This is a genomic window from Nonomuraea sp. MG754425 (assembly GCF_021699195.1).
Classification (GTDB): Bacteria; Actinomycetota; Actinomycetes; order Streptosporangiales; family Streptosporangiaceae; genus Nonomuraea.
Map to the genome: position 1 here is coordinate 20,138 of NZ_SSXE01000010.1, position 25,041 is coordinate 45,178.

Annotated in this window: 28 protein-coding genes; 18 read left to right on the plus strand and 10 right to left on the minus strand. The window is 71.2% G+C overall.

The features are described from left to right. Positions 1-46 precede the first annotated feature (46 nt). Positions 47-415 carry a nuclear transport factor 2 family protein gene (locus FAF44_RS05305; protein WP_237101865.1) on the plus strand — a complete coding sequence of 123 codons (369 nt, stop codon included), beginning with the start codon at positions 47-49 and terminating at the stop codon, positions 413-415. Between the two features lie 174 nt (positions 416-589). Here FAF44_RS05305 and FAF44_RS05310 read toward each other — a convergent pair whose 3' ends face one another. After that, positions 590-1,579, minus strand: coding sequence for an MvdC/MvdD family ATP grasp protein (locus tag FAF44_RS05310; RefSeq protein WP_237101866.1), 990 nt, complete (start codon positions 1,577-1,579; stop codon positions 590-592). Between the two features lie 172 nt (positions 1,580-1,751). On the opposite strand from FAF44_RS05310, the gene FAF44_RS05315 reads away from it, so the two are divergent. Further along, the gene (locus FAF44_RS05315; protein ID WP_237101867.1) at positions 1,752-4,592 is read left to right on the plus strand and encodes a BTAD domain-containing putative transcriptional regulator; all 2,841 of its coding nucleotides are present in this window, start codon (positions 1,752-1,754) and stop codon (positions 4,590-4,592) included. Positions 4,593-4,680: 88 nt separating this feature from the next. Here FAF44_RS05315 and FAF44_RS05320 read toward each other — a convergent pair whose 3' ends face one another. Next, a complete protein-coding gene (locus FAF44_RS05320) occupies positions 4,681-5,247 on the minus strand; it encodes a hypothetical protein (RefSeq protein ID WP_237101868.1) in 567 nt (188 codons plus the stop codon). Between the two features lie 59 nt (positions 5,248-5,306). Between FAF44_RS05320 and FAF44_RS05325 the strand changes: the two genes are divergently transcribed. The 7 genes from FAF44_RS05325 to FAF44_RS05355 all read left to right on the plus strand — a co-directional run bounded on the left by FAF44_RS05325 (position 5,307) and on the right by FAF44_RS05355 (position 10,644). Beyond that, positions 5,307-5,618 (plus strand): hypothetical protein, encoded by a 312-nt coding sequence (locus tag FAF44_RS05325; RefSeq protein WP_237101869.1) that lies wholly within the window; start codon positions 5,307-5,309, stop codon positions 5,616-5,618. 37 nt (positions 5,619-5,655) lie between these two features. Next, on the plus strand, positions 5,656-5,838 hold the full coding sequence (locus FAF44_RS05330; RefSeq protein WP_237101870.1) for a hypothetical protein: 183 nt from the start codon (positions 5,656-5,658) through the stop codon (positions 5,836-5,838). A gap of 95 nt (positions 5,839-5,933) precedes the next feature. Then, entirely contained in the window at positions 5,934-6,965 is a 1,032-nt protein-coding gene (locus FAF44_RS05335; RefSeq protein ID WP_237101871.1) for an AI-2E family transporter, read from the plus strand. Positions 6,966-7,044: 79 nt separating this feature from the next. Next, the gene (locus FAF44_RS05340) at positions 7,045-8,847 is read left to right on the plus strand and encodes an alkyl/aryl-sulfatase (protein ID WP_237101872.1); all 1,803 of its coding nucleotides are present in this window, start codon (positions 7,045-7,047) and stop codon (positions 8,845-8,847) included. Between the two features lie 26 nt (positions 8,848-8,873). Beyond that, positions 8,874-9,371 (plus strand): DUF1269 domain-containing protein, encoded by a 498-nt coding sequence (locus FAF44_RS05345; RefSeq protein ID WP_237101873.1) that lies wholly within the window; start codon positions 8,874-8,876, stop codon positions 9,369-9,371. 209 nt (positions 9,372-9,580) lie between these two features. After that, a complete protein-coding gene (locus FAF44_RS05350; RefSeq protein ID WP_237101874.1) occupies positions 9,581-9,868 on the plus strand; it encodes a putative quinol monooxygenase in 288 nt (95 codons plus the stop codon). Between the two features lie 152 nt (positions 9,869-10,020). Further along, positions 10,021-10,644 (plus strand): TetR/AcrR family transcriptional regulator, encoded by a 624-nt coding sequence (locus FAF44_RS05355; protein WP_237101875.1) that lies wholly within the window; start codon positions 10,021-10,023, stop codon positions 10,642-10,644. Positions 10,645-10,648: 4 nt separating this feature from the next. On the opposite strand, the gene FAF44_RS05360 is transcribed toward FAF44_RS05355, so the two are convergent. Then, positions 10,649-11,239: a DUF6114 domain-containing protein gene (locus FAF44_RS05360; RefSeq protein WP_237101876.1), complete on the minus strand. Its 591-nt coding sequence runs from the start codon at positions 11,237-11,239 to the stop codon at positions 10,649-10,651. Beyond that, positions 11,230-11,826, minus strand: a complete 597-nt coding sequence (locus tag FAF44_RS05365) for a DUF6230 family protein (protein WP_237101877.1) — start codon at positions 11,824-11,826, stop codon at positions 11,230-11,232. The genes FAF44_RS05360 and FAF44_RS05365 overlap by 10 nt, the downstream gene beginning before the upstream one ends. 303 nt (positions 11,827-12,129) lie before the next feature. Here FAF44_RS05365 and FAF44_RS05370 point away from each other — a divergent pair, with 303 nt between their 5' ends. Both FAF44_RS05370 and FAF44_RS05375 read left to right on the plus strand, forming a co-directional pair. After that, positions 12,130-12,453: a co-chaperone YbbN gene (locus FAF44_RS05370; protein WP_237101878.1), complete on the plus strand. Its 324-nt coding sequence runs from the start codon at positions 12,130-12,132 to the stop codon at positions 12,451-12,453. Positions 12,454-12,457: 4 nt separating this feature from the next. Next, a complete protein-coding gene (locus FAF44_RS05375) occupies positions 12,458-12,982 on the plus strand; it encodes a hypothetical protein (protein WP_237101967.1) in 525 nt (174 codons plus the stop codon). A gap of 29 nt (positions 12,983-13,011) precedes the next feature. Here FAF44_RS05375 and FAF44_RS05380 read toward each other — a convergent pair whose 3' ends face one another. Beyond that, a complete protein-coding gene (locus tag FAF44_RS05380) occupies positions 13,012-13,473 on the minus strand; it encodes a GbsR/MarR family transcriptional regulator (protein ID WP_237101879.1) in 462 nt (153 codons plus the stop codon). A 151-nt stretch (positions 13,474-13,624) separates the two neighbouring features. Between FAF44_RS05380 and FAF44_RS05385 the strand changes: the two genes are divergently transcribed. From FAF44_RS05385 to nhaA, 3 genes are all read left to right on the plus strand, one after another. Further along, the gene (locus FAF44_RS05385; protein WP_237101880.1) at positions 13,625-14,791 is read left to right on the plus strand and encodes a cytochrome P450; all 1,167 of its coding nucleotides are present in this window, start codon (positions 13,625-13,627) and stop codon (positions 14,789-14,791) included. 83 nt (positions 14,792-14,874) lie between these two features. Then, complete coding sequence (locus FAF44_RS05390; protein WP_237101881.1) at positions 14,875-15,732, plus strand: alpha/beta fold hydrolase; 858 nt, start codon at positions 14,875-14,877, stop codon at positions 15,730-15,732. Between the two features lie 146 nt (positions 15,733-15,878). Beyond that, a complete protein-coding gene (gene nhaA, locus FAF44_RS05395) occupies positions 15,879-17,180 on the plus strand; it encodes a Na+/H+ antiporter NhaA (protein ID WP_237101882.1) in 1,302 nt (433 codons plus the stop codon). A gap of 23 nt (positions 17,181-17,203) precedes the next feature. Here nhaA and FAF44_RS05400 read toward each other — a convergent pair whose 3' ends face one another. The 5 genes from FAF44_RS05400 to FAF44_RS05420 form a co-directional block, all read right to left on the minus strand. Further along, on the minus strand, positions 17,204-17,812 hold the full coding sequence (locus FAF44_RS05400; protein ID WP_237101883.1) for a TetR/AcrR family transcriptional regulator: 609 nt from the start codon (positions 17,810-17,812) through the stop codon (positions 17,204-17,206). Next, the gene (locus tag FAF44_RS05405) at positions 17,809-19,272 is read right to left on the minus strand and encodes an FAD-dependent oxidoreductase (protein WP_237101884.1); all 1,464 of its coding nucleotides are present in this window, start codon (positions 19,270-19,272) and stop codon (positions 17,809-17,811) included. Before FAF44_RS05405 ends, FAF44_RS05400 begins: the two co-directional genes overlap by 4 nt. Before the next feature lie 101 nt (positions 19,273-19,373). Beyond that, a complete protein-coding gene (locus FAF44_RS05410; protein ID WP_237101885.1) occupies positions 19,374-20,654 on the minus strand; it encodes an ArsB/NhaD family transporter in 1,281 nt (426 codons plus the stop codon). Next, complete coding sequence (locus FAF44_RS05415; RefSeq protein WP_237101886.1) at positions 20,651-20,917, minus strand: hypothetical protein; 267 nt, start codon at positions 20,915-20,917, stop codon at positions 20,651-20,653. The genes FAF44_RS05410 and FAF44_RS05415 overlap by 4 nt, the downstream gene beginning before the upstream one ends. Positions 20,918-21,063: 146 nt before the next feature. Next, on the minus strand, positions 21,064-21,522 hold the full coding sequence (locus tag FAF44_RS05420; RefSeq protein ID WP_237101887.1) for a glycine cleavage system protein H: 459 nt from the start codon (positions 21,520-21,522) through the stop codon (positions 21,064-21,066). A 198-nt stretch (positions 21,523-21,720) separates the two neighbouring features. On the opposite strand from FAF44_RS05420, the gene FAF44_RS05425 reads away from it, so the two are divergent. The 4 genes from FAF44_RS05425 to FAF44_RS05440 all read left to right on the plus strand — a co-directional run bounded on the left by FAF44_RS05425 (position 21,721) and on the right by FAF44_RS05440 (position 25,041). Continuing rightward, entirely contained in the window at positions 21,721-22,305 is a 585-nt protein-coding gene (locus FAF44_RS05425; RefSeq protein ID WP_237101888.1) for an NADPH-dependent FMN reductase, read from the plus strand. Then, the gene (locus tag FAF44_RS05430; RefSeq protein ID WP_237101889.1) at positions 22,302-23,765 is read left to right on the plus strand and encodes a DHA2 family efflux MFS transporter permease subunit; all 1,464 of its coding nucleotides are present in this window, start codon (positions 22,302-22,304) and stop codon (positions 23,763-23,765) included. The genes FAF44_RS05425 and FAF44_RS05430 overlap by 4 nt, the downstream gene beginning before the upstream one ends. After that, complete coding sequence (locus tag FAF44_RS05435) at positions 23,762-24,172, plus strand: MerR family transcriptional regulator (protein ID WP_237101890.1); 411 nt, start codon at positions 23,762-23,764, stop codon at positions 24,170-24,172. The genes FAF44_RS05430 and FAF44_RS05435 overlap by 4 nt, the downstream gene beginning before the upstream one ends. Before the next feature lie 119 nt (positions 24,173-24,291). After that, positions 24,292-25,041, plus strand: a complete 750-nt coding sequence (locus FAF44_RS05440) for an SDR family oxidoreductase (RefSeq protein WP_237101891.1) — start codon at positions 24,292-24,294, stop codon at positions 25,039-25,041.

The following is a 25,041-nucleotide window of genomic DNA, read 5'->3' on the forward strand; positions in this document are numbered from 1 at the left end:
GCGCGGCGGAGCCCTCTGGAACCGCGTGCGATGCGAAGGAGCAGACATGTCGCGCAACATCGAGACCGTCCACACCTACCTGGACGGCTTCCGCAAGAACGACCACGAGCAGATCCTGTCCTGCCTGACCGACGACATCGAGTGGACCGTCTTCGGCTCCTACAACCTGACCGGCAAGGTCGCCTACGACGCGGCCATCGACGGCCCGCCCGAGCTCGTCAACCCTCCGCACCTGGAGGTCGTGCGCATGGTCGAGCAGGACGATGTCGTCATGGCGGAACTCACCGGGTCGGTGCGGCGGGCCGCGGGCGGCGAGTTGCGCATGTCCATGGCGGAGGTGTTCGTCATGCGGGACGGCAAGATCGCCGAACGCCGTGCCTGGGTCGTCGAACTGAAGGAGAACCACTTCCGGTGACCCGGGGAGCGGAACTCGACCGAGGACGGTCCGGGGCCGCACCCCGGGCCGTCCGGCGTCTCAGGTGAGAGCAGGTCCCAGGGAGCGGCGGAGGCGGGGAATCCGGTGCCGACGCCCCACAACTCCGCGCAGCGCCCCTCATCCTCTCCAGCCGAGTCCGCCGGAGGCTCGCGGCTAGTCCGACGTCCCGGACAGGTAGTCGGCCATGGCGCCGGCCAGATCCAGGCCGGGCACCTCGTCGTCGAGCCAGGCGAACTGGCCGGCCGGGTCCATCTTCAGGAAGTGGTGCTCACCCGCCCGATCGACCGCGATGTCGATCGCGCCGTAGGCGAGGCCGAAGGAGTCCATCAGCCGCCTGAGCCCCTTCTCCGTCTCGTCCGGAAGCGGCACCCGGGTGTAGCGGGCGGTTCCGGGGAAGCCGCGCGAGTCGGCCGGTGGCCCGCCTTCGTCGTCCGTGTCGTCCACGCGGACGGTGAAGAACTTCCCGCCGATGACGGTGATCCGCAGCTCGTACGCCTTGTCGATCAGCTCCTGGAAGACGCACGGCGAATAGCGCAACCGGGACAGGACGTCCGGCGAAAGGTCGTGCGGGACGATGGTGGGCAGCCCGCGCGGCCGGCCGCCGGGCCCGTGGGGCAGGCCGCTGTCGAGCGTCTGGTAGACGATGGGCGTGCCGCACTCCCGGTGGAAGCGCGGAACCTCCTCCGGATCGTTGGTGATGAGCGTCTTCGGGATGCGCAGCCCAGCTTCCCGCGCGACCTTCAACTGGAGCGGTTTGTAGCGGGCTCGCAGCTCGACGGCCGGAAGGTTCACCCATCGTGCGGGAAACGCGGTGAAGATCCCGCCCACGGCATGGGCGCTCTCCTTCACCGCACACTCCCGGTGGGCCTGCTGCGGCGCCGGGTCGGTGGTGAAGGGCGCCGGCCGCCGGTACCAGACGGAGGTGACCGCTTCGAGGCGGACCGAGCGGCGGCCGTAGGTCGAGTCCACGAGTGTCGTGTGCCAGCCGGTGCCGGTGGACCTGGTGGTCAGCGTGGAGCTGCGCGGGAAGCGGCTCGTGTCGTACCGGAAGACTCGTACACCGCGTTCGTTGAGTATCCGCACGACGCAGTCGGCGGTGACATCGAATTCCTGCGTCAGGACGAGGACGATCGGGTCCGGCATTCTCAGTACCTATCGCGTGGGTGCCGCCGTGTGGGGCGGAAGAGGGGAGTCGATCGAGTTTCGCGGACGGCCGTTGCAGGGCCGGAAACCGGGCTCCCGCCACCGCTGCCATGACGGACATCGTGCGCTACGGATCGTTGACAAATGCTGAAAAGAACGTTGAATCGACTGAGTGATCGTCGATGCCCTGGGGGAACGCTCCCGGCCGGGAAGCCGGGTCGCCGTCGAGTTCCGCTTGCTGGGGAGCATCGAGGCGCACGTGAACGGACGTGCGATCGACGTCGGGCCGGCGCGGCAGCGATGCGTGCTGGCGGCGCTGCTGATGGATCCCAACCAGCCGATCCCGGCCGATCAGCTCGTGGAGCGCGTGTGGGCGGACCGCGCTCCACGCCAGGCTCGCGGCACGTTACGCACCTATCTCACCCGGCTGCGCCACGCGCTCGCCGTCACCGACGAGGTCCGGATCGCGCGCCAGGCGAGCGGATACCTGCTCACCCTGGATCCGGGGCTCGTGGACCTGCACCACTTCCATGAGCTGATCGCCGGAGCCCGGTCCGCCGAGGACCCCGCGTCGGCCATCGACCTGTTCAGCCGGGCACTGGCGCTGTGGCGCGGGGAGCCCTTCACCGAGTTGGACACCCCCTGGATCCGTCCGCTCCGGGCGGAGCTGGAGACCGAGCGGATCGGGGCCGAGCTGGATCTCGGCGACCTCCTGCTGTCCCGAGGCCGCCATGACGAACTGCTGGCCGCGCTGCACACCCGGTCGGCCGGACGGCCTCTGGACGAGCGCCTGGCGGGACAGCTCATGCTCGCCCTCTACCGCGGTGGCCGCCAGGGCGAGGCCCTCGACCGCTACCAGAGCATCCGCGACCGCCTGGCCGAGGAACTGGGCGCGGACCCGAGCCCGCCGCTGCAACGCCTGCACCAGCGGATCCTGGCCGCCGATCCGGCGCTGGAACTCCGGGTGCGCGGGCCTGAGGCGAGATCGTCGCCGATGCCGATGCCGCGGCAGCTCCCGGCGCCACCGCAACTGTTCACCGGCCGGGCCAGGGAGTTACGCGATCTCACCGCCGCGATGCAGGGCCCGTCCGGGACGTCCATGGTGACCTTCGCGATCGAGGGAACCGCCGGCATCGGCAAGACCTGGCTCGCCCTGCGCTGGGCCCATCAACAGGCCGGCCGCTTCCCCGACGGGCAACTGTACGTCGACCTGCGCGGCTTCGCCCCCGGCGGGCAACCGGTCAGCCCGGCCACGGCCATCCGGGGTTTCCTCGACGCCCTCGGCGTCGCCCCCACCGCGATCCCGGCCGATCCCGACGCGCAGGCCGCGCTCTACCGCAGCCTCGTCGCGGGCAAGCGCATGCTCGTCCTGCTGGACAACGCCGCCACCACCGGCCAGGTGGCCCCGCTGCTGCCCGGCAGCTCCACCTGCACGGTGCTGATCACCAGCCGTGACAAGCTCACCGGCCTCGTCGCCACCCAGGGCGCCCGCCCGGTCCTGCTGGACGTGCTCAGCCCGGCCGAGGCACGCGACGTGCTCACCCGCCACCTCGGCGCCGACCGGCTCACCGCCGAACCGGAGGCGGCACGGGACCTGCTGCGGTACTGCGGCGGCCTGCCGCTGGCGCTGGGCATCGTCGCGGCTCGCGTCGTCACCCATCCGGGGCTGCCGCTGTCAGGCTTCGCCGAGGAGCTCCGCGACCACTCGACCCGGCTGGACGCGCTGGACACCGGCGAGGCCGACCTCAACGTGCGGGCCGTGTTCTCCTGGTCGCGGCACGGCCTCGACGCCGCCGCGGCCGACCTGCTCGGCCTGCTCAGCCTGGCCCCCGGACCGGACATCAGCCTCATGGCCGCCGCCTCCCTGGCCGGCTCGCCGCCCGCCAGGACCGGCATGGCGCTGCGGGAACTGGACAGCGCGCACCTCATCCAGCAGCACGTGCGCGGACGCTACCGGATGCACGACCTGATCCGCGTCCACGCCTCCGAGCAGGCCCACCGCAGCCTCTCCCCGGACACGCGCACCGCCGCCCTGCGGCGGCTGGTCGACTTCTACCTGCACACCGCGTACGCGGGTGATCGGCTGTTGCAGCAGCACCGCGAGCCCATCGAGATCGGCGTCCCGGTCGCGGGCTGCCGTCCTGAGCCGCTGCAGGACCAGGCGGCTGCGCTGTCCTGGTTCGACGCGGAGCACGCCGGTCTGCTCGCGGCGCACCGGCTGGCCGCCGACCAGCACCGGCACGCCGCCGTGTGGCGGCTGGCCTGGGCGCTGCGCACCTTCCACCGGCGGCGCGGGCGCTGGCACGAGGACCTGGCCATGTGGCAGGCCGGCCTGGCCGCCGTCGAGAGTCTGGGTGACGTCGCCGTCCAGATCCAGGCCCACCGGTTTCTCGGCAACACCTGGTCCGAGCTGGGCCGCCACCCCGAAGCCCGTCACCATCTCCGGCACGCCCTGTCCCTGTCCGAACGCACCGGCGACACGGCCGCGCAGGCTCACGTGCACATGGCGCTCGGATGGGTGGAGAAGGCGGATCGCGCCGACCAGCGAGCGGTGGACCACCTGACCCGCGCCTCCGGCCTGTACCGGACCCTCGGCAACCCGGTGTGGGAGGCGGACGCGCTCAGCACCGTCGGCTGGTTCCACGCCGAGTCCGGCCAGTACGAGAAGGCGCGCGCGCACTGCGAGGCGGCACTGCGCAGCTACCGCCGGCACGCCGACCCCGAGGGCGAGGCCGACACCCTCAACAGCCTCGGCTACATCGCCCACCACACCGGCCGGCACGCCGAGGCGCTCGATCACTACGAACGGGCCCGCGCCCTGTTCCAGGACCTCGGCCACGCCTACAACGAAGCCGACACCCTCGACCGGATCGGCCACACCCAGGCGGCCCTCGAACGTCCCGGCCAGGCCCGCCACGCCTGGGGTCAGGCGCTCGACCTCTATCGGGCCCAGCGGCGGGTCACCGACGCCGAACGCGTCCAGACGCAACTCGCCGCACTGGACGGCCGCTGAACCGGGCTCGAGGATGGCGACCGCGTGGTCGAACGGCATTCCGCCCTGGACCCGAGCACCGCCCAGGGCGGTCGGCGGGTTCGGATGGTTAGTCGGAGATCCTGGCGTACTGGTAGCTGGTCTGGCCGTTCTCGTCGCCGCTGTGCTGGCGGCCGGTCATGACCTCGTAGTCGCCGGCCTTGGAGTAGCTGCTGCTTTCCTTCTGGCCGGGGCTCCAGCGGTAGGAGGTCAGCTCGACGGTGCGGCCCCACGCGCTCATGGTGGCGGTGGCGTAGCGGGTGGATCCGTTCTCGTCGCCGGAGTGCTGGCGGCCGACCAGGACGTGGTCGCCCGGGGCGGCGAAGAAGGAGTTGCTCTCCCGCTGGGAGTCGCTCCAGGTCGGCGCGCCCACCCTGACCTGCTGCCCGTCGATGAGGATCAGGCCGCAGTAGTAGGTGGTGCTGCCGTTCTCGTCGCCGGAGTGGGAGCGGCCGAGCAGGACCTGGTTCGTCGGGCAGGTGACGGGGGTGCCGGACGATTCCTTCACCGTCTGGGTGTAGCCGTCGATGATGATGATCTCCGCCGCGTGGGCCGGGGCCGCCTGCGTGATCCCGGTGAGGGTCAGGGTGAGCAGCGTGCCGGTGAGGGTGGCGAGGGTGGGGCGGATGTGACGCATGGGTTCTCCGGTATCTGTGACCATGGCTTTGCGTAGTCAAATGATTACACTACGTATCCATGATCTTGGCAATCCCGGCCGATGGTCAGGACGGGACGCCGCAGCCGGAAGGCGTAGAAGAGGAGGAACGCCAGCGCGCACACCAGAGCCTGGGCGTAGGCCGGCTCGACGCGGCCGGCGTCACGCCCGCGATGATCTTCTTGGCCAGATCGCGGCGCGGGACTCCGCGAAGTCCCGCCGCGAACGCCATGACAGCCCCCTCGCCGGGCGTCCCGAGCCTCGATGCGGTCGAGACCCGCATCTTGACGTGCTTCCCTCGACGGCCCCTGGCGAATGCGGCAAACGGTCTGAAAGGTGATTTAAAGGGATAGAGTTGGCGGCAAATCTCCCCCGCTTTGGAGAAGGTCGATGCGTAAGATCGTTCACATACGCCCCGTTGACGACACCATGGGGCACGAGGAATCGCCCCAGTGCGTGTGTGGTCCGGCGGGGCAGGAGGTCTACCTCCAGCCGAGCGACCTGGCCGTCGGCACCATCTACCGTCACCACCCGCTCGTTCCGTGCCGCGAATGGGAGGCTTCCGCCTCCTGACCCCGGGCGCGGGCGAAGGTATGCGCTCGGCCAAGAGTGCACGAACCCGCGTGTTGCCCCCGCGAACCACACATGTGACGACATAGCGTCGCGGCATGCTGGTGAAGTACGTCGCGCCGCTGTCCGGCGGGCTTCGCACACTCAGCGCCGGCGCCGCCGCGATCATCGTCCTGTGGGGGGTCAAGCAGCTCGGCGGGATCATCGGGCCGGCCTTCCTGGCGCTCACCCTGACGATCGCCGTGAGCCCCCTGCGCAACCGGTTGACGGGCTGGGCGGCGGCCCTCGTCCCGCTCGCCGTCATCCTGCTGGTGCTGGGCCTGCTCGGCGGCGCGGTGGGGATCGCCGTGGCCAGGTTCGCCGACCTCGTCCCGAAGTACGCCGACCAGTTCCAGCACCTGGTGTCCTCCGCCGCCGCCGTCCTGCACGGTCTCGGCATCGAGCAGGCCCAGATCAAGAAGGCGCTGAGCGGCATCGACGTGGGCCGGGTCGTCCAGGCGGCGCAGAGCCTGCTGGCCGGACTGACCGGGACCGCCTCGGCGGCGGTGCTGATGGTCCTGGTGCTGTACGGCATGAGCCTGGACGCCGTCACCTTCCGGCGGACGCTGGCCAGGACCGCGGCCACCCGCCCGCACCTGGTGACCGCGCTGCAGGGCTTCGCCCGTGACACCTGCCGCTACCTCGTGGTCTGCACGGTCTTCGGGCTGGTCGTGGCGGCGTTCGACACCGTGGCCCTCGTGCTGCTCGGGGTGCCGTTGCCGCTGCTGTGGGGGCTGCTGTCGTTCATCACCAACTACATCCCGAACGTCGGCTTCGTCATCGGCCTGATCCCGCCGGCCGCGCTGGCCCTGCTGGATTCCGGGGTGGCCACGATGGTCGGGGTGGTGGTGGCCTACTGCGTGCTGAACTTCCTGATCCAGTCGGTCATCCAGCCGAAGTTCACGGGGGAGTCGGCCAGGTTGTCGACCGCCGTGACCATCCTGTCCCTGCTGGTGTGGACCTGGGCGCTGGGTGCGCTCGGCGCGATCCTCGCGGTGCCGCTCAGCGCCTTCGCCCGCGCCGTGCTGATCGACGCCGACCCGGCGACCGCCTGGGCGTCCCCGCTGGTCACGGGCAAGGAAGAGGCGTGAGCCTCCCACCCGCCGAAGTATGTCCACTTATGGGATGTTCCTTGACTTTTCCGGAGCGGGCTCAGGGCAGCACGGTCGCATGGCAGATCTTCCCTTCCACGACCGGACGGACTTCGACAACGCCGAGCGCGGCTTCGTCGCCAAGCTGTCGCCAGCGGTGATCAAGGCGGCCGGCGGGAGGGTCGTCTGGAACAACGACGTCTACGACTTCCTCGACGGCGACTGCCCGAGGACGGCGCACCCGAGCCTGTGGCGACAGGCCCAGTTGTGCGCCAAGCAGGGCCTGTTCGAGGTGACCGAGGGCATCTACCAGGTGCGCGGTCTGGACCTGTCGAACATGACCATCGTCGAGGGCGAGCGCGGCGTCATCGTCATCGACCCGCTCATCTCCACCGAGTGCGCCGCCGCCGCGCTCAAGCTGTACCGGGAGCACCGGGGGGACCGCCCGGTCACCGGCCTGATCTACACCCACTCCCACGTCGACCACTTCGGCGGCGCCCGCGGTGTGACCGACGGCGCGGGCATCCCCGTCATCGCGCCCGCGCACTTCATGGAGCACGCCGTCTCCGAGAACGTCTACGCCGGCACCGCCATGAACCGGCGGGCCGCGTACATGTACGGCCAGTTCCTGCCCCCCTCGCCGGAGGGTCAGCTCGGCTGCGGCCTCGGCATGGGCACCTCGTCCGGGACCGTCTCCCTCATCCCGCCCAATCGCGACATCACCCACACCGGGCAGGAGGAGACGGTGGACGGCGTCCGCATCGTCTTCCAGCTCACGCCCGGCACCGAGGCCCCGGCCGAGATGAACTTCCTCTTCCCCGACCGCCGCGCCCTGTGCATGGCCGAGAACGCCACCCACAACCTGCACAACGTGCTCACCCTGCGCGGCGCGCTGGTCCGCGACACGCGCGTGTGGTCCCGCTACCTCACCGAGGCCATCGCCCTGTTCGCCGACCGGGCGGACGTCGCCTTCGCCTCGCACCACTGGCCCACCTGGGGCCGGGAGCACATCGTCACCTTCCTGACCCAGCAGCGCGACCTGTACGCCTACCTGCACGACCAGACCGTGCGCATGCTGAACAGCGGCATGACCGGCAGCGAGATCGCCGAGGCCATGCAACTGCCGCCCGCCCTCGAACAGGTCTGGCACACCCACGGCTACTACGGCTCGGTCAGCCACAACGTCAAGGCCATCTACCAGCGCTACCTCGGCTGGTTCGACGGCAACCCCGCCCACCTGTGGGAGCACCCGCCGGTCGAGCAGGCCCGCCGCTACGTGGAGGCGTTCGGCGGCACCTCCGCCGTGGTCGCCCTGGCCGGACGTTACGTCAAGGAGGGCGACCTGCGCTTCGCGGCCACCCTGCTCAACCACGTGGTCTTCGCCGACGAGAACGACTCCGCGGCCCGCCGCCTGCTGGCCCAGGTCTACACGCGGCTCGGCCACGGCGCCGAGAACGCCACCTGGCGCAACTTCTACCTGACCGGCGCCGCCGAGCTGACCGGCCACCCGTCGAAGGCCGCGACCGACACCGTCTCGCCCGACATGCTCAGCGCGCTCACCGCGGAGCAGGTCTTCGACTCCATCGCCATCCGCGTGGACGGCCCGCACGCCTGGAACGAGCGCTTCGCCATCGACTGGCACCTCACCGACCTGGACGAACGCCACCGGACCACGATGTCCAACGGCGCCCTGATCCACGAGACGGAACCGTCCGGCGACGGCGCCGACCTCACGCTCCGGCTGCCCCACAAGCGGCTGGTGAGCCTGCTCGACGGCGGCGACGCCGGCGGCATCGACCACGACGGCGACCTGGCCGTCCTGCGACGGCTGACCGCCGTCCTGGAGAAGCCCACAGCGGACTTCGCCATCGTCACACCCTGATCACACACCGCAAGGAGACATCGTCCATGAGCAATCTCATCGCCATCGCCTACCCGGACGTCGACACGGCCATGACCGTACGCGACCGCCTGGCGCAGATGCAGAAGGAGAACCTGATCACGCTGGAGGACGCCGCCGTCGTCGAGCGCAAGCAGGACGGCAGGATCAAGCTGCACCAGGCCACCAGCATGGCGGGCAGGGGAGCGGCCGGCGGCGCCCTGTGGGGCGGCCTGATCGGCATGCTGTTCTTCATGCCGCTGCTCGGCATGGCCCTCGGCGCGGCGGGCGGAGCCGCGGGCGGCGCCCTCACCGACGCCGGCGTCGACGACGACTTCATGCGCGAACTGGCCACCAAGCTCGAACCGGGCACCGCCGCCCTGTTCCTCCTCGTCGTGCGGAGCACCCCGGACAAGGTCATCCCGCAGATCGCCGAGCACGGCGGGCACATCATCCAGACCTCGCTCAGCCGCGAGGAGGAGGAGCAACTGCGCGCCACGGCCAAGGCCGTCAAGGCCGGCGCCTAGAGCCTGACTCCCAGGACGGGCCGGTCACCGCTGGGTCGCGGTGGCCGGCCTTTTCGCTGGACGATCATGCGGGCTCCCACAGTGGCCCGGGACCGGACGGGCATGCGGCCGGGGATCGTCGCGTCCGTGCGGCGAGCACCGATGAGTTCCGGCCCGGCCGGCGGTCATCACCCGGAATGGTCCATCCGGACCCGGCGGAGGAGCAGCACATGGTGATCGTCGCAGGGCATGTCGTCGTCGAGCCGCGGCAGCGCGAGCGCCTTCTCGCGGACTGCGCGGGCGTCGTCGAGGCGGCCCGCCGCGCGCCCGGCTGCCTGGACTTCGCCATCAGCGCGGACCTGGTGGACGCCGGCCGCGTCAACATCTTCGAGCGCTGGGAGTCGCAGCCGGCCGTCGAGGCGTTCCGCGGCAGCGGCCCCGGCGACACGCAGAGCGCCGAGATGCTCGCCGCCTCGGTAGCCGAGTACGGGGTCGCGGACGTGCGCCCGCTGACCTGAACGGAGCGCGCACGCCCGGGTCGGCGGGTGCGTAAATTCCTGGCCACCGCCGTTCCCGGGATGTGGCAGTTCGACGTGCGGATCGCCACGACAACCGAAACTCTTCACGCATTGTGATGGTTTGGGCGCTTCAGGCGACTAGCGTGTGGACCGTGTCAGGACCCAGTCGCACCGGCGACTCCCAGCCGCAGGAGCGGGAGCGCATCGTCGAGACGGCCACCCGGCTGTTCGCGTCCCTCGGCTACGACGCGACCCCGCTGCACACGATCGCCGACGCGGCCGGGATCGACGGCGACGCCATGGCCGACCTCGTGGGCGACAAGCACGACATCTACCTCAAGGTGATGGAGCGGGCATTCCTGGCCCTGAAGGCCGGCCAGGACGCGGCCTTCGCCGAGTTCACCCACGACCAGGCGGGCGTGCGCCGGCTCGCGGACCGTCACCTGGACTTCTGCGTGACCCACCCCGAGGTGCCCGAACTGTGGATACACCGGTGGCTCGGGGACGCCGCCGACGTCGCCGGGATGGAGGCCCGCTACCTCAGGCCCCTGCTCGACCGGGTCACGGACGAACTGCGGGACCTCGTCGCGCCGAACGTCGGCCTCGACGAGGCGCTGTGGAGCCTGATCTGGTGCGTCCGCGGCTTCGTCGTGGGGGGCGTGCTCGCGCCGGACGGCCAGATGCGAGGGCCGCACGACGCCCAGGCCCTGCGGCGCTTCCGTACGCACCTGCACCTGCTCGTCGATCTCATGTTCGCGCCGGGTGCGCCCCGATGACTTCTCACCCCGCCCGCTCCCGCGTCTTCCCGGTCTCGACGCGGGCGCTCGCTGGTGCCGCCGGCCGGCGGAAACGCCGTCCCAGGGCGGCGGTCGCCGTCCAGGTCGTGGCGCTCACGCGTGATGCGAACGTCCGTGCCGCGGTGAGCGTGCTCCGGACGCCGGCGGTGTCGAGGCGGTTGCCGGGGCGGTTGTCGGGAGCCCAGGCCATCGCCAGCGTGCCGCCCAGCAGGCCCAGGATCATGCCGGCCAGCAGACCGCCCAGGTTGGAGTAGACGAAGGAGGCCATCGAGAGCACCACGGCCACCAGGCCGAGGAAGATCCGCTGGGCGGGTTGCAGCCAGACGAGGATCCCCGCCACCATCATGATCAGCGCGATCAGATAGCTGGCTCCCACCGCGCCGAACGTGATGGCCGCCGACAGCGCGTCGAGAGCGAACGGCAGCCACAGCAGTTCCGCCCCCGCCGCGACGATGAACAGCCCGCCCCAGAACGGCCGCGAGCGCCGCCATGACCTCAGCGCCTTCCGCCGCCGGCCCCTGGACCGGACGCGGTCGCCGTCCGGGAGGCCGGGCCGGGATCGTCCTAGAAGCATTCCTGTTCACCCCGCACGATGTTGAGGCGCAGGTCGGGCAGGCTGAACGTGGCGGCCGTGGCGGCCCACGCGCTCAGCCGGACGTTGTGCAGGGTGACCGATCTGGCCTGGCCGCCGAAGGTGCCGGCCGGGCCCCTGCCGTCGGGCACCTCGTCCAGGGTGCTGGCGTCGCGGCCGAGTTCGAGGTCGCGGATGGAGGCGGCCGTCTGTCCGAGCGCCACGTCGATCACCAGGTCGTCGATGCTCGCCACGTTGCCGTCCCGGGCTCCGGTGAGCCGGAGCGTCACCGTGCCGACGGGGGTCTTCACCAGCGCGCTCGTGCACAGGTCGGAGACCGTGGCCCGTCGGATGCCGGCCACGATGACGGGGATGAGCCGGCCCTTCTTGGTCCGGTCCACGCCGGTGGCCAGGGTGAAGCCCTGTCCGCGCAGTTCGCCGGAGAACAGTTTGAAGCTCCGGCCCGAGACCACGAACGTGGCGCCGATGACGCCCTGAGCCGTGGCCCCGACCAGCAGCCCCGTCAGCGCCGTGACGGGGACGAGGATCCCGGCGAAGCGTTTCCAGCGCACGCGTCCCTGCTCGGCCATGATGCGGCTTCCCTTCACCTGGGTTCCCGGACTGCCACCGGAAAAGGACAGTGCGGGCTATCGCCGAGCATGAGTGATATTCGCGATTTCCGCCGAGGTACGCGCCGACCGCTACGCCACTTATGACCTCCGGTTGGAGAAATTTTCCCTGGTCGGCGCGCCGGCCAGGTGATTCCGGTGAATCGGGCAAATTATCGGATATTCCCGGAAAGGCCACGGGAGTGTGCGACGGCCCTTGACAGGAATGTGCCGGATGCGATGCTCCATGGAGAGAAAGACGGCTGATTCCGAGCGGAGGTATTCATGGCGACGGTGGTCGATTTCACCGATGCTACATTTCCCACGGCTGTGCTCAAGGCGCCGCTGCCGGTGCTGGTGTCATTCCGCGCCGAATGGTCCGCGGTGTGCAAGGCGCTGGAGCAGGAGCTGCCGAAGGTCGCCACCGAGCGGGCCGGAAAGGTCACCGTGGGCAGGCTCGACATCGACCAGAACCCGGCCACGCCTCCCCAGTACGAGGTCGACGCGATCCCGACGCTGTACCTGTTCAAGGGCGGCGCGATCGTCGCGTCCAGGATCGGCCCCGCGAGCAAGGCCAACGTGCTGGCGCTCATCGACCCGCACCTGTGATCTCATGAAGAAGATCCTCGCGGCCCTGTCCGCGCTCGTCCTGTCCGGTGCCGCGGCGGTCGCCGCTCCCGCGCCGGCCGCAGCCGTTGTCGCGCTGGTCAACTGCACGGGCACGACCGCGGTCGAGTTCTCCCCGGCGCTGACGAACACCGCTCAGACCGTCTCCGTCAGCGGCCAGGACGAGGCCACCCTCTGCGTGAGCCTCACCCACCCGGCCCTGACCGGCTTCCTCGGCCCGTTCTCCGGAACGGCCACCCAGTCGTGCACCACGTTCTTCGGCAGCGGATCGGGCACCGAGACCCTGTACTGGACCAACGGCACCACCAGCACCTGGAACTACACCAACGGCTTCACCAACGCGAACGGCACCAAGATCGGCACCTCCACCGGTGTGATCTCCTCCGGCACCCTCGCCGGCGCCTCCGTCACCCAGACGATCACCTTCGCCAACCTCGACCTGACCGCCTGCTCCACCACGGGGCTGAGCGAGATCAGCGGCCTCGACACCTGGACGTTCACCGACGTCTGACCGGCATCCGGTCCGGTTCCCCGGTGCGATCAGCGGGGTGCGCGCCGTTCCTCCCAGCGGCGCAGCAGGCCGGGCAACTCGCTCAGCAGGAACGCGTAGAAGTCGCGCATCCGCGTCAGCCGTTCATGGGCCGGGTCGCCGGAGGCCGTGGTGGCGATCCCCGCGTCGGCGGCCTCCAGCATGACGTGGACGACCGTGTTCTGCGTGGAGAACAGGGTGGGCCAGGCGTCGTCGCGCAGACGGTAGTGCTCGCGGCGGCTGCCGGGCGCGGGCAGGCGTTCGATCAGGCCGACCGACAGCAACGCCTTGACCGCGCCGGACACCGAGCCCGCGCTGACGCCGAGCCGGTCGGCGATGTCGCCCATGGTGACGGCGCCGGCGTCGGTGAACAGGAACACCGCCAGGGCCCGCGCCGACATGCGCTGCAGGCCGCCCTCGGTCAGCACCAGCGCCAATCGTTCCGCGGCCTGCCATCGCTCCTGCTCGCTCACCGTCCACCTCCGAGGCCAGGATAGTCACTTCCAGGGAGGCTTCAGAAATTTCCGAACTTTGGCTATATTGCCAATACTCGGCAGCAATCGGGCCGATGGTGTGCCGGGAAGCCTGGTCGGCGAACAGCGAACTCCTCCTGGAGGTATGAGCATGGCCGACCTCGTTGATCTGCTGACCGCCCCCGACCGGGACGCGGTCCTGGCCGCCCTTTCGGCCGAAGGGCCGGCCAGCCCCGGCACGTACCTGGACGGCACGCCGCTGTGGCTGGTCACCGGTCACCCCGAGAGCCTGACCGTGCTGACCGACCCGCGCTTCGGCAGCGATCCCACCAAGCAGTCCCGGGTCGACGTGGCCGCCGCCGCCGGGCTGCCCGAGGACGTGGCCCCGTACCTGATGCACACGCTCGGCGCCTACGACCCGCTCGACCACACCCGGCTGCGGCGGTTGGTGTCGCGGGCGTTCACCGCGCGGCGGGTCGAGCGGCTGCGCCCGCGCATCCAGCAGCTCGCCGACGAGTTGCTGTCGGGGTTGCCGGACGAGTTCGACCTGATCGAGCGCTTCGCCGCTCCGCTGCCGATCGCGGTCATCTGCGAACTGCTCGGCGTGCCCGCGCAGGACCGCGACACCTGGCGGGCGTGGACGGACGACCTGACCGCTCCCGATCCGTCCCGCATCGCCGACGGGGCACGCGGGCTGGTGGCGTACATGGCCGGGCTCATCGACCGGAAATCCGGCCAGGGCGGTGACGACCTGCTGTCGGCCCTGATCGCGGTCCGCGACGAGGGCGGCGACCGGCTGAGCGAGCAGGAGCTGATCGCGATGTCGATCAGCATCCTGATCGCCGGCCACGAGACCACGGTCGGCCTCATCAGCCAGAGCGTCTGGCTGATCCTCACCCGCGCTCTCGAACTCGACGACGTCGAGGCGGCGGTGGAGGAGTTCCTGCGCCACAGCGGGCCCGCCGAGATCGCCGTCCTGCGCTACGCCCGCGAGAGCGTCGAACTCGGCGGCGTCACGATCCAGGCCGGTGAGGCGGTCCAGGTGGTGTACGGCGCCGCCAACCGCGACCCGCGCCGCTTCGCCCGGCCCGAGGAACTGGACCCGAGCCGCGCCGACAACGCCCATCTCGGCTTCGGGCACGGCATCCACCACTGTCTCGGCGCGGCCCTGGCCAGAGCCGAGACGCAGATCGCGCTCACCACGCTCCTGCGCCGCTTCCCCGGGCTGGCGCTGGCCGTGCCCGCCGACCGGATCGTCCGGCAGCCCGGCATCCGCCGCGCGCTGAGCGCGTTGCCGGTGCGCGTCGGGCCGAGCTGAGCCCGGCACACTCGGCAGGCCGCCCGTCCGGCCCGCCGCCGTGACCATCGTGGCCTCGACCCTGCAACCCGAGAGGAAGCGCCATGGCGTTCTCCGAGCGCGCCACCACCGTCGCGAACCTGCCGGCGGGGCCGGTGGAGTACCGGCTGGAGGGCGAGGGGCCCGCGACGGTCGTGGTCTTCCACGGTGGTCACATGCGGGCGGGGCTGGCGCTGGGCGAGGAGGTCTTCGCCGACGCCGGTTTCGCGGTGCTGGCGCCGTCCCGCCCCGGTTACGGGCGTACGCCGCCGGCCACCGGCAGCACGGCAGCCGGCTTCGCCGACACCATCGCCGAGTTGTGCCGGGCCCTGGGCATCGAACGTGTCGCCGCGGTCGTGGGCGTCTCGGCCGGGGGGCGTACCGCGCTGACCATGGCCGCCCGGCACCCGCACCTGGTCGAGCGCGTGATCCTGCAGAGCGCGGTCGGGTTCCTGCCGTGGCCCGACCGGCGGACTCTGCTGGGCGGCCGGGTGGTGTTCGACCCCCGGGTCGAGGGCGGCACCTGGGCGGCCATCCGTTCCCTGATCCGGGCCGCGCCGTCCCTCGGGCTGCGCCTGCTGGTCCGTGACCTGTCCGTGCTGCCCGCGCGTCAGGTCGTGGCGGGCCTGTCCGGCGAGGAGCGGGCCGCGCTGGCCGGGCTGTTCCGCCTGATGCGCTCGGGCCGCGGCTTCGTCGCGGACCTGCTCCCCGTGCCGGACTGCGCGGCACGGGTCGGCCAGCCCGCCCTGGTCATCGCCACCCGTCACGATCGGTCGGTCCCCTTCGCGCACGCCGAGTCGCTGGTCGCGGCGATGCCGGACGCCGAACTGGTGGACAGCCGGGCCGACAGCCACATGATCTGGTTCGGTCCCGACTATCCGCGTATCGCCGCGAAGATCGGCGACTTCCTCACCGTGGGCTGAGCCGAGGTCCCCGGCACCGCACGGATCAGGGCCGCGGCATGATCCGTTATGTGGTTCTTTGCGGTTCTTGATACGTTATATACAGGTGTGCCGGGAAGTCTGGTCGGCGATTGAGCGACCTGTCCCCTCTCCCCGAGCGGAGTTTTATGCCCGGCCCCACCACCACCCGCACGTCCCGCCTGTTCAACCGCAGCTCGTGGCCCGAGGCGCGCCGCATCGCGGACATCCTGCGCAAAGAGACGATCGGCGGGGCGCTGCTGCTCGCCGCCGCACTCGCCGCGCTGATCTGGGCGAACTCGCCGTGGTCGCAGACCTACCAGGACCTGCGGGCGATCGAGGTGGGGCCCGCCGCGCTGCACCTGAACCTCGACCTGGCCACCTGGGCCGCGGACGGGCTGCTGGCCGTCTTCTTCTTCGTGGCCGGCCTGGAGCTCAAACGGGAGTTCGTCGCCGGCGACCTGCGCGACCCGCGCCGGGCCGTGGTGCCGGTGGCCGCGGCGGTCGGCGGCGTGGTGGTGCCCGCGCTGGTGTACCTGATGATCGCCGGTGGAACGGGGCCCAGCGGGTGGGCGATCCCCACGGCCACCGACATCGCCTTCGCGCTGGCCGTGCTCGCGGTGATCGGCCGCTCCCTGCCGGACGCCCTGCGCACGTTCCTGCTGACCCTGGCGGTGGTGGACGACCTGATCGCCATCATCATCATCGCCCTCTTCTACACCTCGCACCTGTCGGTGCTCCCGCTGCTGGCGGCCGTGCTGCCGCTGGTGCTCTTCGCCGTGCTGGTACGCAGGGGAGCGCGCGCGTGGTGGGTGCTGCTGCCGCCGGCGTTCGCGTGCTGGGCTCTGGTGCACGCCTCAGGGGTGCACGCCACCGTGGCGGGCGTGCTGCTGGCCCTGACCGTCCCCGTGCTGTCCCGTTCCTCGCCGGACGGCGTTTCGCAGGGGCCCGCCGAGCACTTCGAGCACCGGCTCCGCCCGCTGTCCGCCGGGGTGGCCGTGCCCGTCTTCGCGTTCTTCTCCGCCGGGGTCGCCATCGGCGGACTCGGCGGGCTGGCGGACGCGCTGAGCGACCCCGTGGCGATCGGGATCGTGGCGGGACTGCTGGTCGGCAAGCCGGTGGGCATCCTGGTCGCGAGCTGGTCGGTGGCCCGCTTCACCCGCGCCACCCTGGACGAGGGGCTGGCCTGGATCGACATGGCCGGGCTGGCCGTCCTGGGCGGCATCGGGTTCACCGTGTCGCTGCTGATCGGCGAGCTGGCGTTCGGCACGGGCGAGACCGACGCACGGGTCAAGATCGCGGTCCTGGCGGGCTCCCTGGCCGCGGCCGCGCTGGCCACGGTGATCCTCCGGCTGCGTGCCCGCGTCTACCAGCGCATCCACCGGTCCGAGACCGCAGACTCCGACCACGACGGGATCCCCGACCTCTACCAGCGGCCCGACGGCCCGTAGCGTCCGCTGCGGCCACCACCCGTCTATCCGGCGGGCGGATACAGTCCGGCCTGCCGGTAGACGGACGTGAGATAGCGCAGCATCTCGGTGGCGTCCGGCGGGTCGGGCTGCAGGACACGGTAGGTCACCGCACCGGCCATCATGTCGATCAGCACGTCCAGGTCGGCGTCGGCGGCCACCGTGCCGTCCTGCTGGGCGCGCCGGAGCATCGCGGCGGCCAGTTCGCGGCGGGGCAGGATGTAGTGCTTCCAGTAGATGGCCATCAGCTCCGGATGGCTCACGGCACAGCCCATGATGCGGGCGACCAGCGCACGGAAGCCGACGGAGGCGGCCATCTCCGCCGCCGGGGGAAGCACGTGCTCGACGATGGCCTGCGGCGACAGGGCGTACACGTCGGCGGCCGACGGAGTCACCTCGGCGCTGACCCACTGCTCGACGGCCTGGGCGATCAACTCCTCCTTGCTGTTCCAGCGGCGGTAGACGGTCAGCTTGCCCACCCCGGCGCGCTTGGCGACCTGCTCCATGCTGGTGCCTTCGACCCCGCGCTCGACGAACAGCTCCAGTGCGGCGGTCAGGATCGCCGTGTCGGTCTCGGGGTCTCGCGGGCGTCCGCGTCCTCGGGCGGCGCTCACGCGAGGGCTCCGTCCAGCCATCGGGCCAGTTCGGCGGGGCCGCCTTTGCAGGCCAGGTGGGCGTCCGGACGTACGAGCAGGGCGGGCCCGCCGGCGTGACCGGCGGCGTGGAGGCGGACCACCCGGTCACCGAGCCGCTGCCGGGCCGACTCGAAGGCCGCCTGGTCGCCGAGCACGGCCCACTTCCCGCGCAACTCGGCGTGCAACCGGGTGCGGCCGCCGTCGGGGCGTTGGCAGGGCAGGTCAGGCATGCGGTCGCCGGGACGGGGACGGCGCCCCCGCCCGCCGAGCGGGCCCCTCCGGTAACTCACCCAGAGCTGCGAGGTCGTGTACGTGGTCCACCGCTGGATCCACGCCTGGTTGAACACCCGCAGCAGCACCTGGTCGCGGAGGAGGCGGCCGAGCGGGCTGCCGGCGATGTTGACCTTGGTGGCGGCGGTGCTGCCGCGCAGGACCTGGGTGGCCAGCGGGCGGCGTTCGGCCTGGTAGGTGTCGAGCAGGCGCTCCCCGGACCGCCCACTTACGACCAGCGCGAGTTTCCAGGCGAGGTTCTCGGCGTCGCCGAGGCCGGTGAGCATGCCCTGCCCGCCGAACGGGGCGTGCACGTGGGCGGCGTCGCCTGCCAGCAGGACGCGCCCGTCGCGGTAGGCGTCGGCCAGTCGCCGGTGCACGCTGAACAACGACGCCCAGGTGACGTCGTGCAGCCGCAGCCCGGTCAGGCCGGTGCGTTCGGGCAGGATGCGCCGCATGCGTTCGGCGATCTGCTCCTCGCTGGGCTTGTCGTCGCGGAAGGTGGCGTCGTAGGCGAGCAGCCGCCACTGGTCTCCCGGCATGGGCATGGCGCCCAGTATGCCGCCGGGGTGGGCCCAGCCGCTGGTTCCCGAGCGGTCCAGGCCGGGGTCGAGGCGGCCGTCCACCAGCAGGAACCGCTCGCTGACCCGCACTCCGGGAAAGCCGATGCCCGCCAGTCGGCGCACCGCGCCGCCGCTCCCGTCGCAGCCCACCAGCCAGTTCGCCCGGATGGACCGGTCGTCGGCCAGCGTCGCGGTGGCTCCGGTCGCGTCCTGCCGCAGGGAGGTCAGCCTGCTGTCCCATTCAGGCTGTACGCCCAGGTCGGCCAGCCGTTGACGCAGCCGTGCCTCGACCCGGGCCTGGGAGATCACCATGGGCGCGGCGGCGGTGCCCAGCCCCGGATCGCCGAACCGGATCCGCATCATCGGGCGGTCGCCCGCGTACGTGGTGATCGTCATCGCCCGTACCGACTCTTCCGGTAGACCGTTGAGGGCGTCGAGGCGGTCCAGCACCTCGGAGCCGCGGGCGTGCACGAAGTTCGCCCGCGACGTGGTGGCCGGACCCGCGGCCTTGTCGATCACGCGGACTTTCACGCCATGCTGCAGCAACGCGCATGCCAGTGCCAGGCCGACCGGCCCCGCGCCGACCACCAGGACGTCGGGCTCCATGGGCATTCCCTTATTTATTAACGGATCGGGTTCGTAAACATAATGAGTCAATCCTCCCGGGATGTCCAGAGGGGGCGCGCCGTTCCGGGTGAAGTGCCCGGTCAGAGGTAGCGCAGCCAGAGGTAGGGGGCGACCAGGGTGACGGTGACGACCGTGACGATCAGCCCGTACTTGGTGAACTGCCAGAAGCTGATCGGCGTGCCGTTGCGGGCGGCGATGCCGAGCACCACGACGTTGGCCGCGGCGCCGACGGCGGTGGCGTTGCCGCCCAGGTCGGCGCCGAAGGCCAGCGACCACCACAACACGTCGTGCCCTCCGCCGGCCTGGACGAGCTGCTCGACGATGGGGCTCATCGTGGCGACATAGGGGATGTTGTCCACGATGGCCGACAGGACGGCCGAGACACCCAGCAGCCCCATGACGGTGGCCTCCGGCCGCCCGCTGGTGGCGGCCACGGCGGCCTCGGACAGCTCGCCGATGACGCCGGTCTCGACCAGGGCGCCGACCATGACGAACAGCCCGGCGAAGAACACCAGCGTGGGCCACTCGACCTCGGCGATGGCCTGCTCGGTGGTCACCTTGGTCGCGGCCACCAGCACGCCCGCGCCGAGCAGCGCGACCACCGAGGGCTCGTAGTGCAGCACCGGGTGCAGCACGAACGCGGCCAGCACCAGCGCCAGCACGGCCAGCGACTGCCACAGCAGCCGATGGTCGGCGATCGCCTCCCGCTCGTCCAGCATCATGACCGACGCGGCCCGTTCCGGGTCGTAACGGAACGATCGGCCGAACATCAGCCAGCACAGTCCCACGAACACCACCATCAGCACGATGACCATCGGGGCCATGTGCACGAGGAAGTCGTTGAAGCTCAGGCCCCCGCGGCTGGCGATGATGATGTTCGGCGGGTCGCCCACCAGAGTGGCCGTGCCGCCGATGTTGGAGGCCATCGCCTCCGCGATGAGGAACGGCGCCGCGCCGATGGCGAGCCGCTCGCACACCAGGAACGTCACCGGCGCGATCAGCAGCACCGTCGTCACGTTGTCCAGCAGCGCCGAGGCCGCCGCGGTGATCAGCACCAGCAGGACCATCAGCCGGAACGGCCGGCCCCGCGCCCGCTTGGCGGCCCAGATGGCCAGGTACTCGAAGACGCCGGTCTGCTTCAGCACGCCGACGATGACCATCATGCCCAGCAGCAGGAAGATGACGTTCCAGTCGACCCCGGCATGCCGGGAGAAGAACGCCGCCTCGCCGTCGGTGGCGTGGATGGCCAGCATGATCCCGGCGCCGCCGAGCGCGGCCGCCACCCGGTGGATCTTCTCGGTGGCGATCAGCGTGTACGCCGCCAGGAAGACCGCGACGCTCAGCCACGCGTGCACGCTCATCGGGCCGCCACCCGGAGAAGGGCCTTCAGCGTCACCGCACCGACCAGCCGGCCGTCCTCGTCCAGTGCCGGCGCGGGGTCGTCCTGGCGGTGGCAGACCCCGCCCGGCACCTGCGTGCGAGGCAGGGTCGTGACCGGCGAGCTCCCGTCGTCGACCACGATGAGACCGGGCAGCTTCCGCTCGACCGGCAACCTGGCCGCGTCGATCACGGGCGGGTCGGGCCTGACCGTGGGGAAGCCGGCAAGCAGATCTCGGGCGTGCATCGGCACATCCTTCGCGCAACGAGGACAGAACCTGCCGACCAGACTTCCCGGCTCACCTGGAGACAACGTATCAAGATCCGTCAAGATCGCCAGCCCGGGATCACCACGCGGCACCCGACAACCGTGAGCCGATCAGCCCCGTGCGGCTAGGAGTCCTGGAACTGGGCGATGTACGCGGCGTAGTCGTCGGCTTCCATCAGCAGGTCGGTGGCAGGGTCGTATTTGGTCACCTCCAGTTCGAACAGCCAGCCCTCGCCGTATGGGTCGTCGAGGGCCAGTTCAGGGGAGTCGGCGAGCCGGGTGTTGACGGCGGTGATCATGCCGTCGACCGGCATGCCGATCGGGAAGCCCTCGTCGTTGTAGTCGTCATCGCTCTCGTAACCCCAGCCGAGGTAGCCGAGGGAGTCACCCACGTTGGGGGTGCTGTTCACCGCCGGCAGTTCGATCACCAGGTTCGCCTTGCCGCCGGCCACCTGCTGGACCACGGAGGTGAAGCCGACCTTCACCCGGTCGCCGGGATTGAGGCTGTAGTCGTCGTCCGCGTACCATCCGTTGCCCCACACGTTCATCTCGGAGTACAGGCGGTCGTCGGGGTACTCGCTCATTTCTTCCTCCTGTTATCCGGCAGATCAGCGAGGGCCGGGCGCGATGCTCGCGGTCCAACCCTGATGATCTTCGCGTAGCGGTCACCAGAGTGTCGAGATGCCAGAACGCTATATGTCACAACTCTTCGCTGTGTGTAGTCGGCGAGCCGGGTGCGGCGATTTGAGTTCGCCCATAGGCGAGCTTCTAGCGTCGGCGCCATGACAGAAAACAACATCGCCGACCGGCTCCGGATCGCCGTGGTCATCGCGAGCGTGCGCAGGCCCAGACTGGCCGATCCGCTCGCCGCGTGGCTGGAGCGCGAGCTCACCACGATCGACTGGCTCGACCTCGACCTGGTCGACCTGGCCGCGGTCTCGCTGCCGATGCACGAGATGCGGCCGGGCGGGGCGGCCGCGTCCCCGATCGCGGGCCGGCTCGCGGACGCGGACGGATTCGTGTTCCTCACACCGGAGTACAACCACAGCTTCCCGGCGTCGCTGAAGAACGCGATCGACTGGCACTTCACCGAATGGGCGTACAAGCCGGTCGCGTTCGTCGGATACGGGGCCTCCGGCGGCATCAGGGCCGTCGAGCAGTTGCGGGCGGTGCTGCCCGAACTGCGGGCCACCACGGTCCGGGAGTCGGTGCTGATACCGATGGCGTGGGAGCACCTTGACGGCGGCGGCCGGTTCGTCCCTCCGCCGGGGACGGCGCAGGCGCTGCACGCGACGATGACGGAGCTGCGCACGTGGGCGGACGGGCTGCGCTCCGTCCGGGGCGGCGACCTGGCCGGCCGGAGATGACCAGGCTCACCCGGCCGGAACTGCGCGCCGCGATCGTGCTGGTGGCCGGCGGGCTGATGGCGGTGCTGGACGCCACGATCGTGGCGGTGGCGCTGCCGCGGCTGATGGCCACGTTCGGCACGTCGCTGACCTCCGTGCAATGGGTCATCGCCGCGTACACGCTCGCGATGGTCGCCACGATGCCGCTGGCCGCCGGTCTCGCCGCCCGGTGGGGAGCCCGCCGGGTGTACCTGGTGGCGCTGGCCGGTTTCGCGGTCGCCTCCGCCGCCGCCGGGGCGTCCGCGGGCCTGGGCTGGCTGATCGCCGCGCGGGCGGTGCAGGGTCTCAGCGGCGGCCTGCTGGCCCCGCTGGGCATGACGATCGGGTTCGGCGCGGTCGCTCCCGAACGTCGCGGCCGGGTGATGGCGATCACCGGCCTGCCGATGCTGGTCGGGCCGATCCTGGGCCCGGTGCTCGGCGCGGTGCTGCTGAGCACCGGCTCGTGGCGGGCGCTGTTCTACGTCACCGTGCCGCTGGCGCTGCTGGGAGCCGCGGCCGGGCTGGCCTGGCTGCCTGCCGACCCCGTACGCGGCCGGCGGGCCCGGCTCGACCTGGCCGGAGCGATGCTGCTGGTCCCGGGCATCGTCGCGGTGGCCTACGGCATCAGCGCGCAGGACGGCCCGGCCTGGATGCGGCTCGCCACGGCCGCCGCCGGCGCGGTGCTGGTCGCGGCCTTCGCGGTCCGGGCGCTGCCCCATCAGGAACCGCTGCTACGGGTCCGTCTGCTGGGCGACCCGGCGTTCGGACGCGGTGCCGCGGTGCTCGCCCTGTACGCGGCCCCCTACTTCGGTTCGGCCGTGCTGATGCCCGCCTACGTGCAGACCCTGCGTTCGGACAGCGTGTCGGTCACGGCGGCGCTGATGATTCCCGGCGCGGTCGGCATGGGTCTCAGCCTGCAGGTCGCCGCCCGGTTGCTGGAACGGCTCGGCCCCCGGCTGGTCGTCGGGGCCGGGCTGGGTCTCGCGATCGCGTCCGGGCTCGTCCAGGTCGCCGTTCTGCGGGCGGACACCCCGTACGTGCTGCTCGGCCTGCTCGGGCTGCTCCAGGGCGTGGGCACCGGCGCGATCATGATGCCGACGATCTCCAGCTCCAGCCGCGATCTGCACGGCCCCGACCTGGCCTCCGGCTCCGCGCTGCTGTCACTGGTGAGCACGATCGCCAACGGCATGGGCACCGTGGCGGTCAGCGCGCTGTTCACGGCGCTGACCGCCGTGCTGACCGGTGGCGCCTCGATCGAGGCGCTGTCCGGGCAGGGAGCGTCCGGGCGGGGGACGGCTGCGGTGGACGCCCTGCGGCTGACCCAGGTGGCGGCCCTCGTCGTGATGTCGATCGCCCTGGTCGTACGCCTGCGTCCGGTACGGAGCCCCTCGGCGATACTGGACGCACGAGAGCCGCCGGCAAGGGTGGAAAGGACGCCATGACCAGCACCGACCACCCCGCCTTCGAGACGGGCGGCACCTCGCTCACGGTCGGGCAGGTGGCCAGGGCCGCCGGGGTGACGGCCAACGCGGTCCGCTTCTACGAGCGTTACGGCGTGATCACCGGGCACCGCAGCAGCGGCAACGCCCGCCGCTTCACCGTCGACGCGATCTGCCGGATCAAGCTGGCGCTCGCCGCGCAACGGGTGGGGATCACGCTCAAGGAGAGCGCCGAGATCCTCGCCGGCATCCCGCCCCTCTCCCGCGATCTCGACCGGTGGGTCGGCGCGGGTGACGAACTCGTCCGGATCGGCCGCGCCCGGATCGCCCAGCTTCAGGCGACCGTGAGCGAGCTGGCCACGCTGGACTTCCTCCAGCCGGACCCCGCACGGGACCGGCCGCCGGGCTGACCCGTCCGGGCGGCAGGCGACGCCCGTGGAGATCACGGTTCCCCGTTCGAGGAGCGGGGACGTCGCCCCCTCATGCCCGCGGCTCCGGTCCGCCTCACCAGACACAACAGGAAGGCATCATGCACACTCTGCACGGCAAGACCGCCCTCGTCACCGGCGCGAGCAGGGGAATCGGCCGGGCCATCGCCCGTCGCCTGGCCCGTGACGGCGCCCGCGTCGCCGTCCACTACGGCGGCAGCGAGCAGGCCGCCGAGGAGACCGTCGCCGCGATCGAGGCGGACGGCGGGCAGGCATTCCGCCTGCGGGCCGAACTGGGCATGCCCGGCGACGCCGATCGGCTGTGGGCCGCCTTCGACGCCCACGCCGACGGGCTGGACATCCTGGTCAACAACGCCGGCATCCTCAACGACGAGCCCGGCATCGAGCACGTCACCCGGCAGCAGTTCGAGCGGATCTTCGCGGTCAACGCCACCGCCCCGTTCTTCGTCACCCAGCTCGCGCTGCCCCGGCTGCGCGACGGGGGCCGGATCGTCAACGTCTCGACGATGCTGACCCGCGGCTCGGCCATGCCGCGCTCCATCAGCTACGCCATGTCCAAGGGCGCGCTCGACGTGCTCACCTCGACCCTCGCCAAGCAGCTCGGCCCGCGCGCGATCACCGTCAACACGGTGGCGCCCGGCGTCATCGACACCGACATGCACCAGGGCAGGCTCGTCGGGGACGCGCGGGCCTGGTCGTCGTCGTTGTCTCCCATGGGCCGCCTGGGCACCCCCGAGGACGTCGCCGACGCGGTGGCCTTCCTGGCCTCCGGCGACAGCCGCTGGGTGACCGGCCACTGGCTGGACGCCTCGGGAGGGACCCTGCTGTAA

Coding starts and splice junctions, on each gene's coding strand:
- FAF44_RS05340 (WP_237101872.1), top strand. CDS start 7,045: ATGGCAGATCTTCCCTTCCACGACCGGACGGACTTCGACAACGCCGAG.
- FAF44_RS05350 (WP_237101874.1), top strand. CDS start 9,581: ATGGTGATCGTCGCAGGGCATGTCGTCGTCGAGCCGCGGCAGCGCGAG.
- FAF44_RS05440 (WP_237101891.1), top strand. CDS start 24,292: ATGCACACTCTGCACGGCAAGACCGCCCTCGTCACCGGCGCGAGCAGG.
- FAF44_RS05375 (WP_237101967.1), top strand. CDS start 12,458: ATGAAGAAGATCCTCGCGGCCCTGTCCGCGCTCGTCCTGTCCGGTGCC.
- nhaA (WP_237101882.1), top strand. CDS start 15,879: ATGCCCGGCCCCACCACCACCCGCACGTCCCGCCTGTTCAACCGCAGC.
- FAF44_RS05410 (WP_237101885.1), bottom strand. CDS start 20,654: ATGAGCGTGCACGCGTGGCTGAGCGTCGCGGTCTTCCTGGCGGCGTAC.
- FAF44_RS05360 (WP_237101876.1), bottom strand. CDS start 11,239: ATGCTTCTAGGACGATCCCGGCCCGGCCTCCCGGACGGCGACCGCGTC.
- FAF44_RS05320 (WP_237101868.1), bottom strand. CDS start 5,247: ATGCGTCACATCCGCCCCACCCTCGCCACCCTCACCGGCACGCTGCTC.
- FAF44_RS05405 (WP_237101884.1), bottom strand. CDS start 19,272: ATGGAGCCCGACGTCCTGGTGGTCGGCGCGGGGCCGGTCGGCCTGGCA.
- FAF44_RS05415 (WP_237101886.1), bottom strand. CDS start 20,917: ATGCACGCCCGAGATCTGCTTGCCGGCTTCCCCACGGTCAGGCCCGAC.
- FAF44_RS05345 (WP_237101873.1), top strand. CDS start 8,874: ATGAGCAATCTCATCGCCATCGCCTACCCGGACGTCGACACGGCCATG.
- FAF44_RS05330 (WP_237101870.1), top strand. CDS start 5,656: ATGCGTAAGATCGTTCACATACGCCCCGTTGACGACACCATGGGGCAC.
- FAF44_RS05420 (WP_237101887.1), bottom strand. CDS start 21,522: ATGAGCGAGTACCCCGACGACCGCCTGTACTCCGAGATGAACGTGTGG.
- FAF44_RS05370 (WP_237101878.1), top strand. CDS start 12,130: ATGGCGACGGTGGTCGATTTCACCGATGCTACATTTCCCACGGCTGTG.
- FAF44_RS05305 (WP_237101865.1), top strand. CDS start 47: ATGTCGCGCAACATCGAGACCGTCCACACCTACCTGGACGGCTTCCGC.
- FAF44_RS05435 (WP_237101890.1), top strand. CDS start 23,762: ATGACCAGCACCGACCACCCCGCCTTCGAGACGGGCGGCACCTCGCTC.
- FAF44_RS05365 (WP_237101877.1), bottom strand. CDS start 11,826: ATGGCCGAGCAGGGACGCGTGCGCTGGAAACGCTTCGCCGGGATCCTC.
- FAF44_RS05310 (WP_237101866.1), bottom strand. CDS start 1,579: ATGCCGGACCCGATCGTCCTCGTCCTGACGCAGGAATTCGATGTCACC.
- FAF44_RS05425 (WP_237101888.1), top strand. CDS start 21,721: ATGACAGAAAACAACATCGCCGACCGGCTCCGGATCGCCGTGGTCATC.
- FAF44_RS05325 (WP_237101869.1), top strand. CDS start 5,307: ATGATCTTGGCAATCCCGGCCGATGGTCAGGACGGGACGCCGCAGCCG.
- FAF44_RS05335 (WP_237101871.1), top strand. CDS start 5,934: ATGCTGGTGAAGTACGTCGCGCCGCTGTCCGGCGGGCTTCGCACACTC.
- FAF44_RS05385 (WP_237101880.1), top strand. CDS start 13,625: ATGGCCGACCTCGTTGATCTGCTGACCGCCCCCGACCGGGACGCGGTC.
- FAF44_RS05430 (WP_237101889.1), top strand. CDS start 22,302: ATGACCAGGCTCACCCGGCCGGAACTGCGCGCCGCGATCGTGCTGGTG.
- FAF44_RS05390 (WP_237101881.1), top strand. CDS start 14,875: ATGGCGTTCTCCGAGCGCGCCACCACCGTCGCGAACCTGCCGGCGGGG.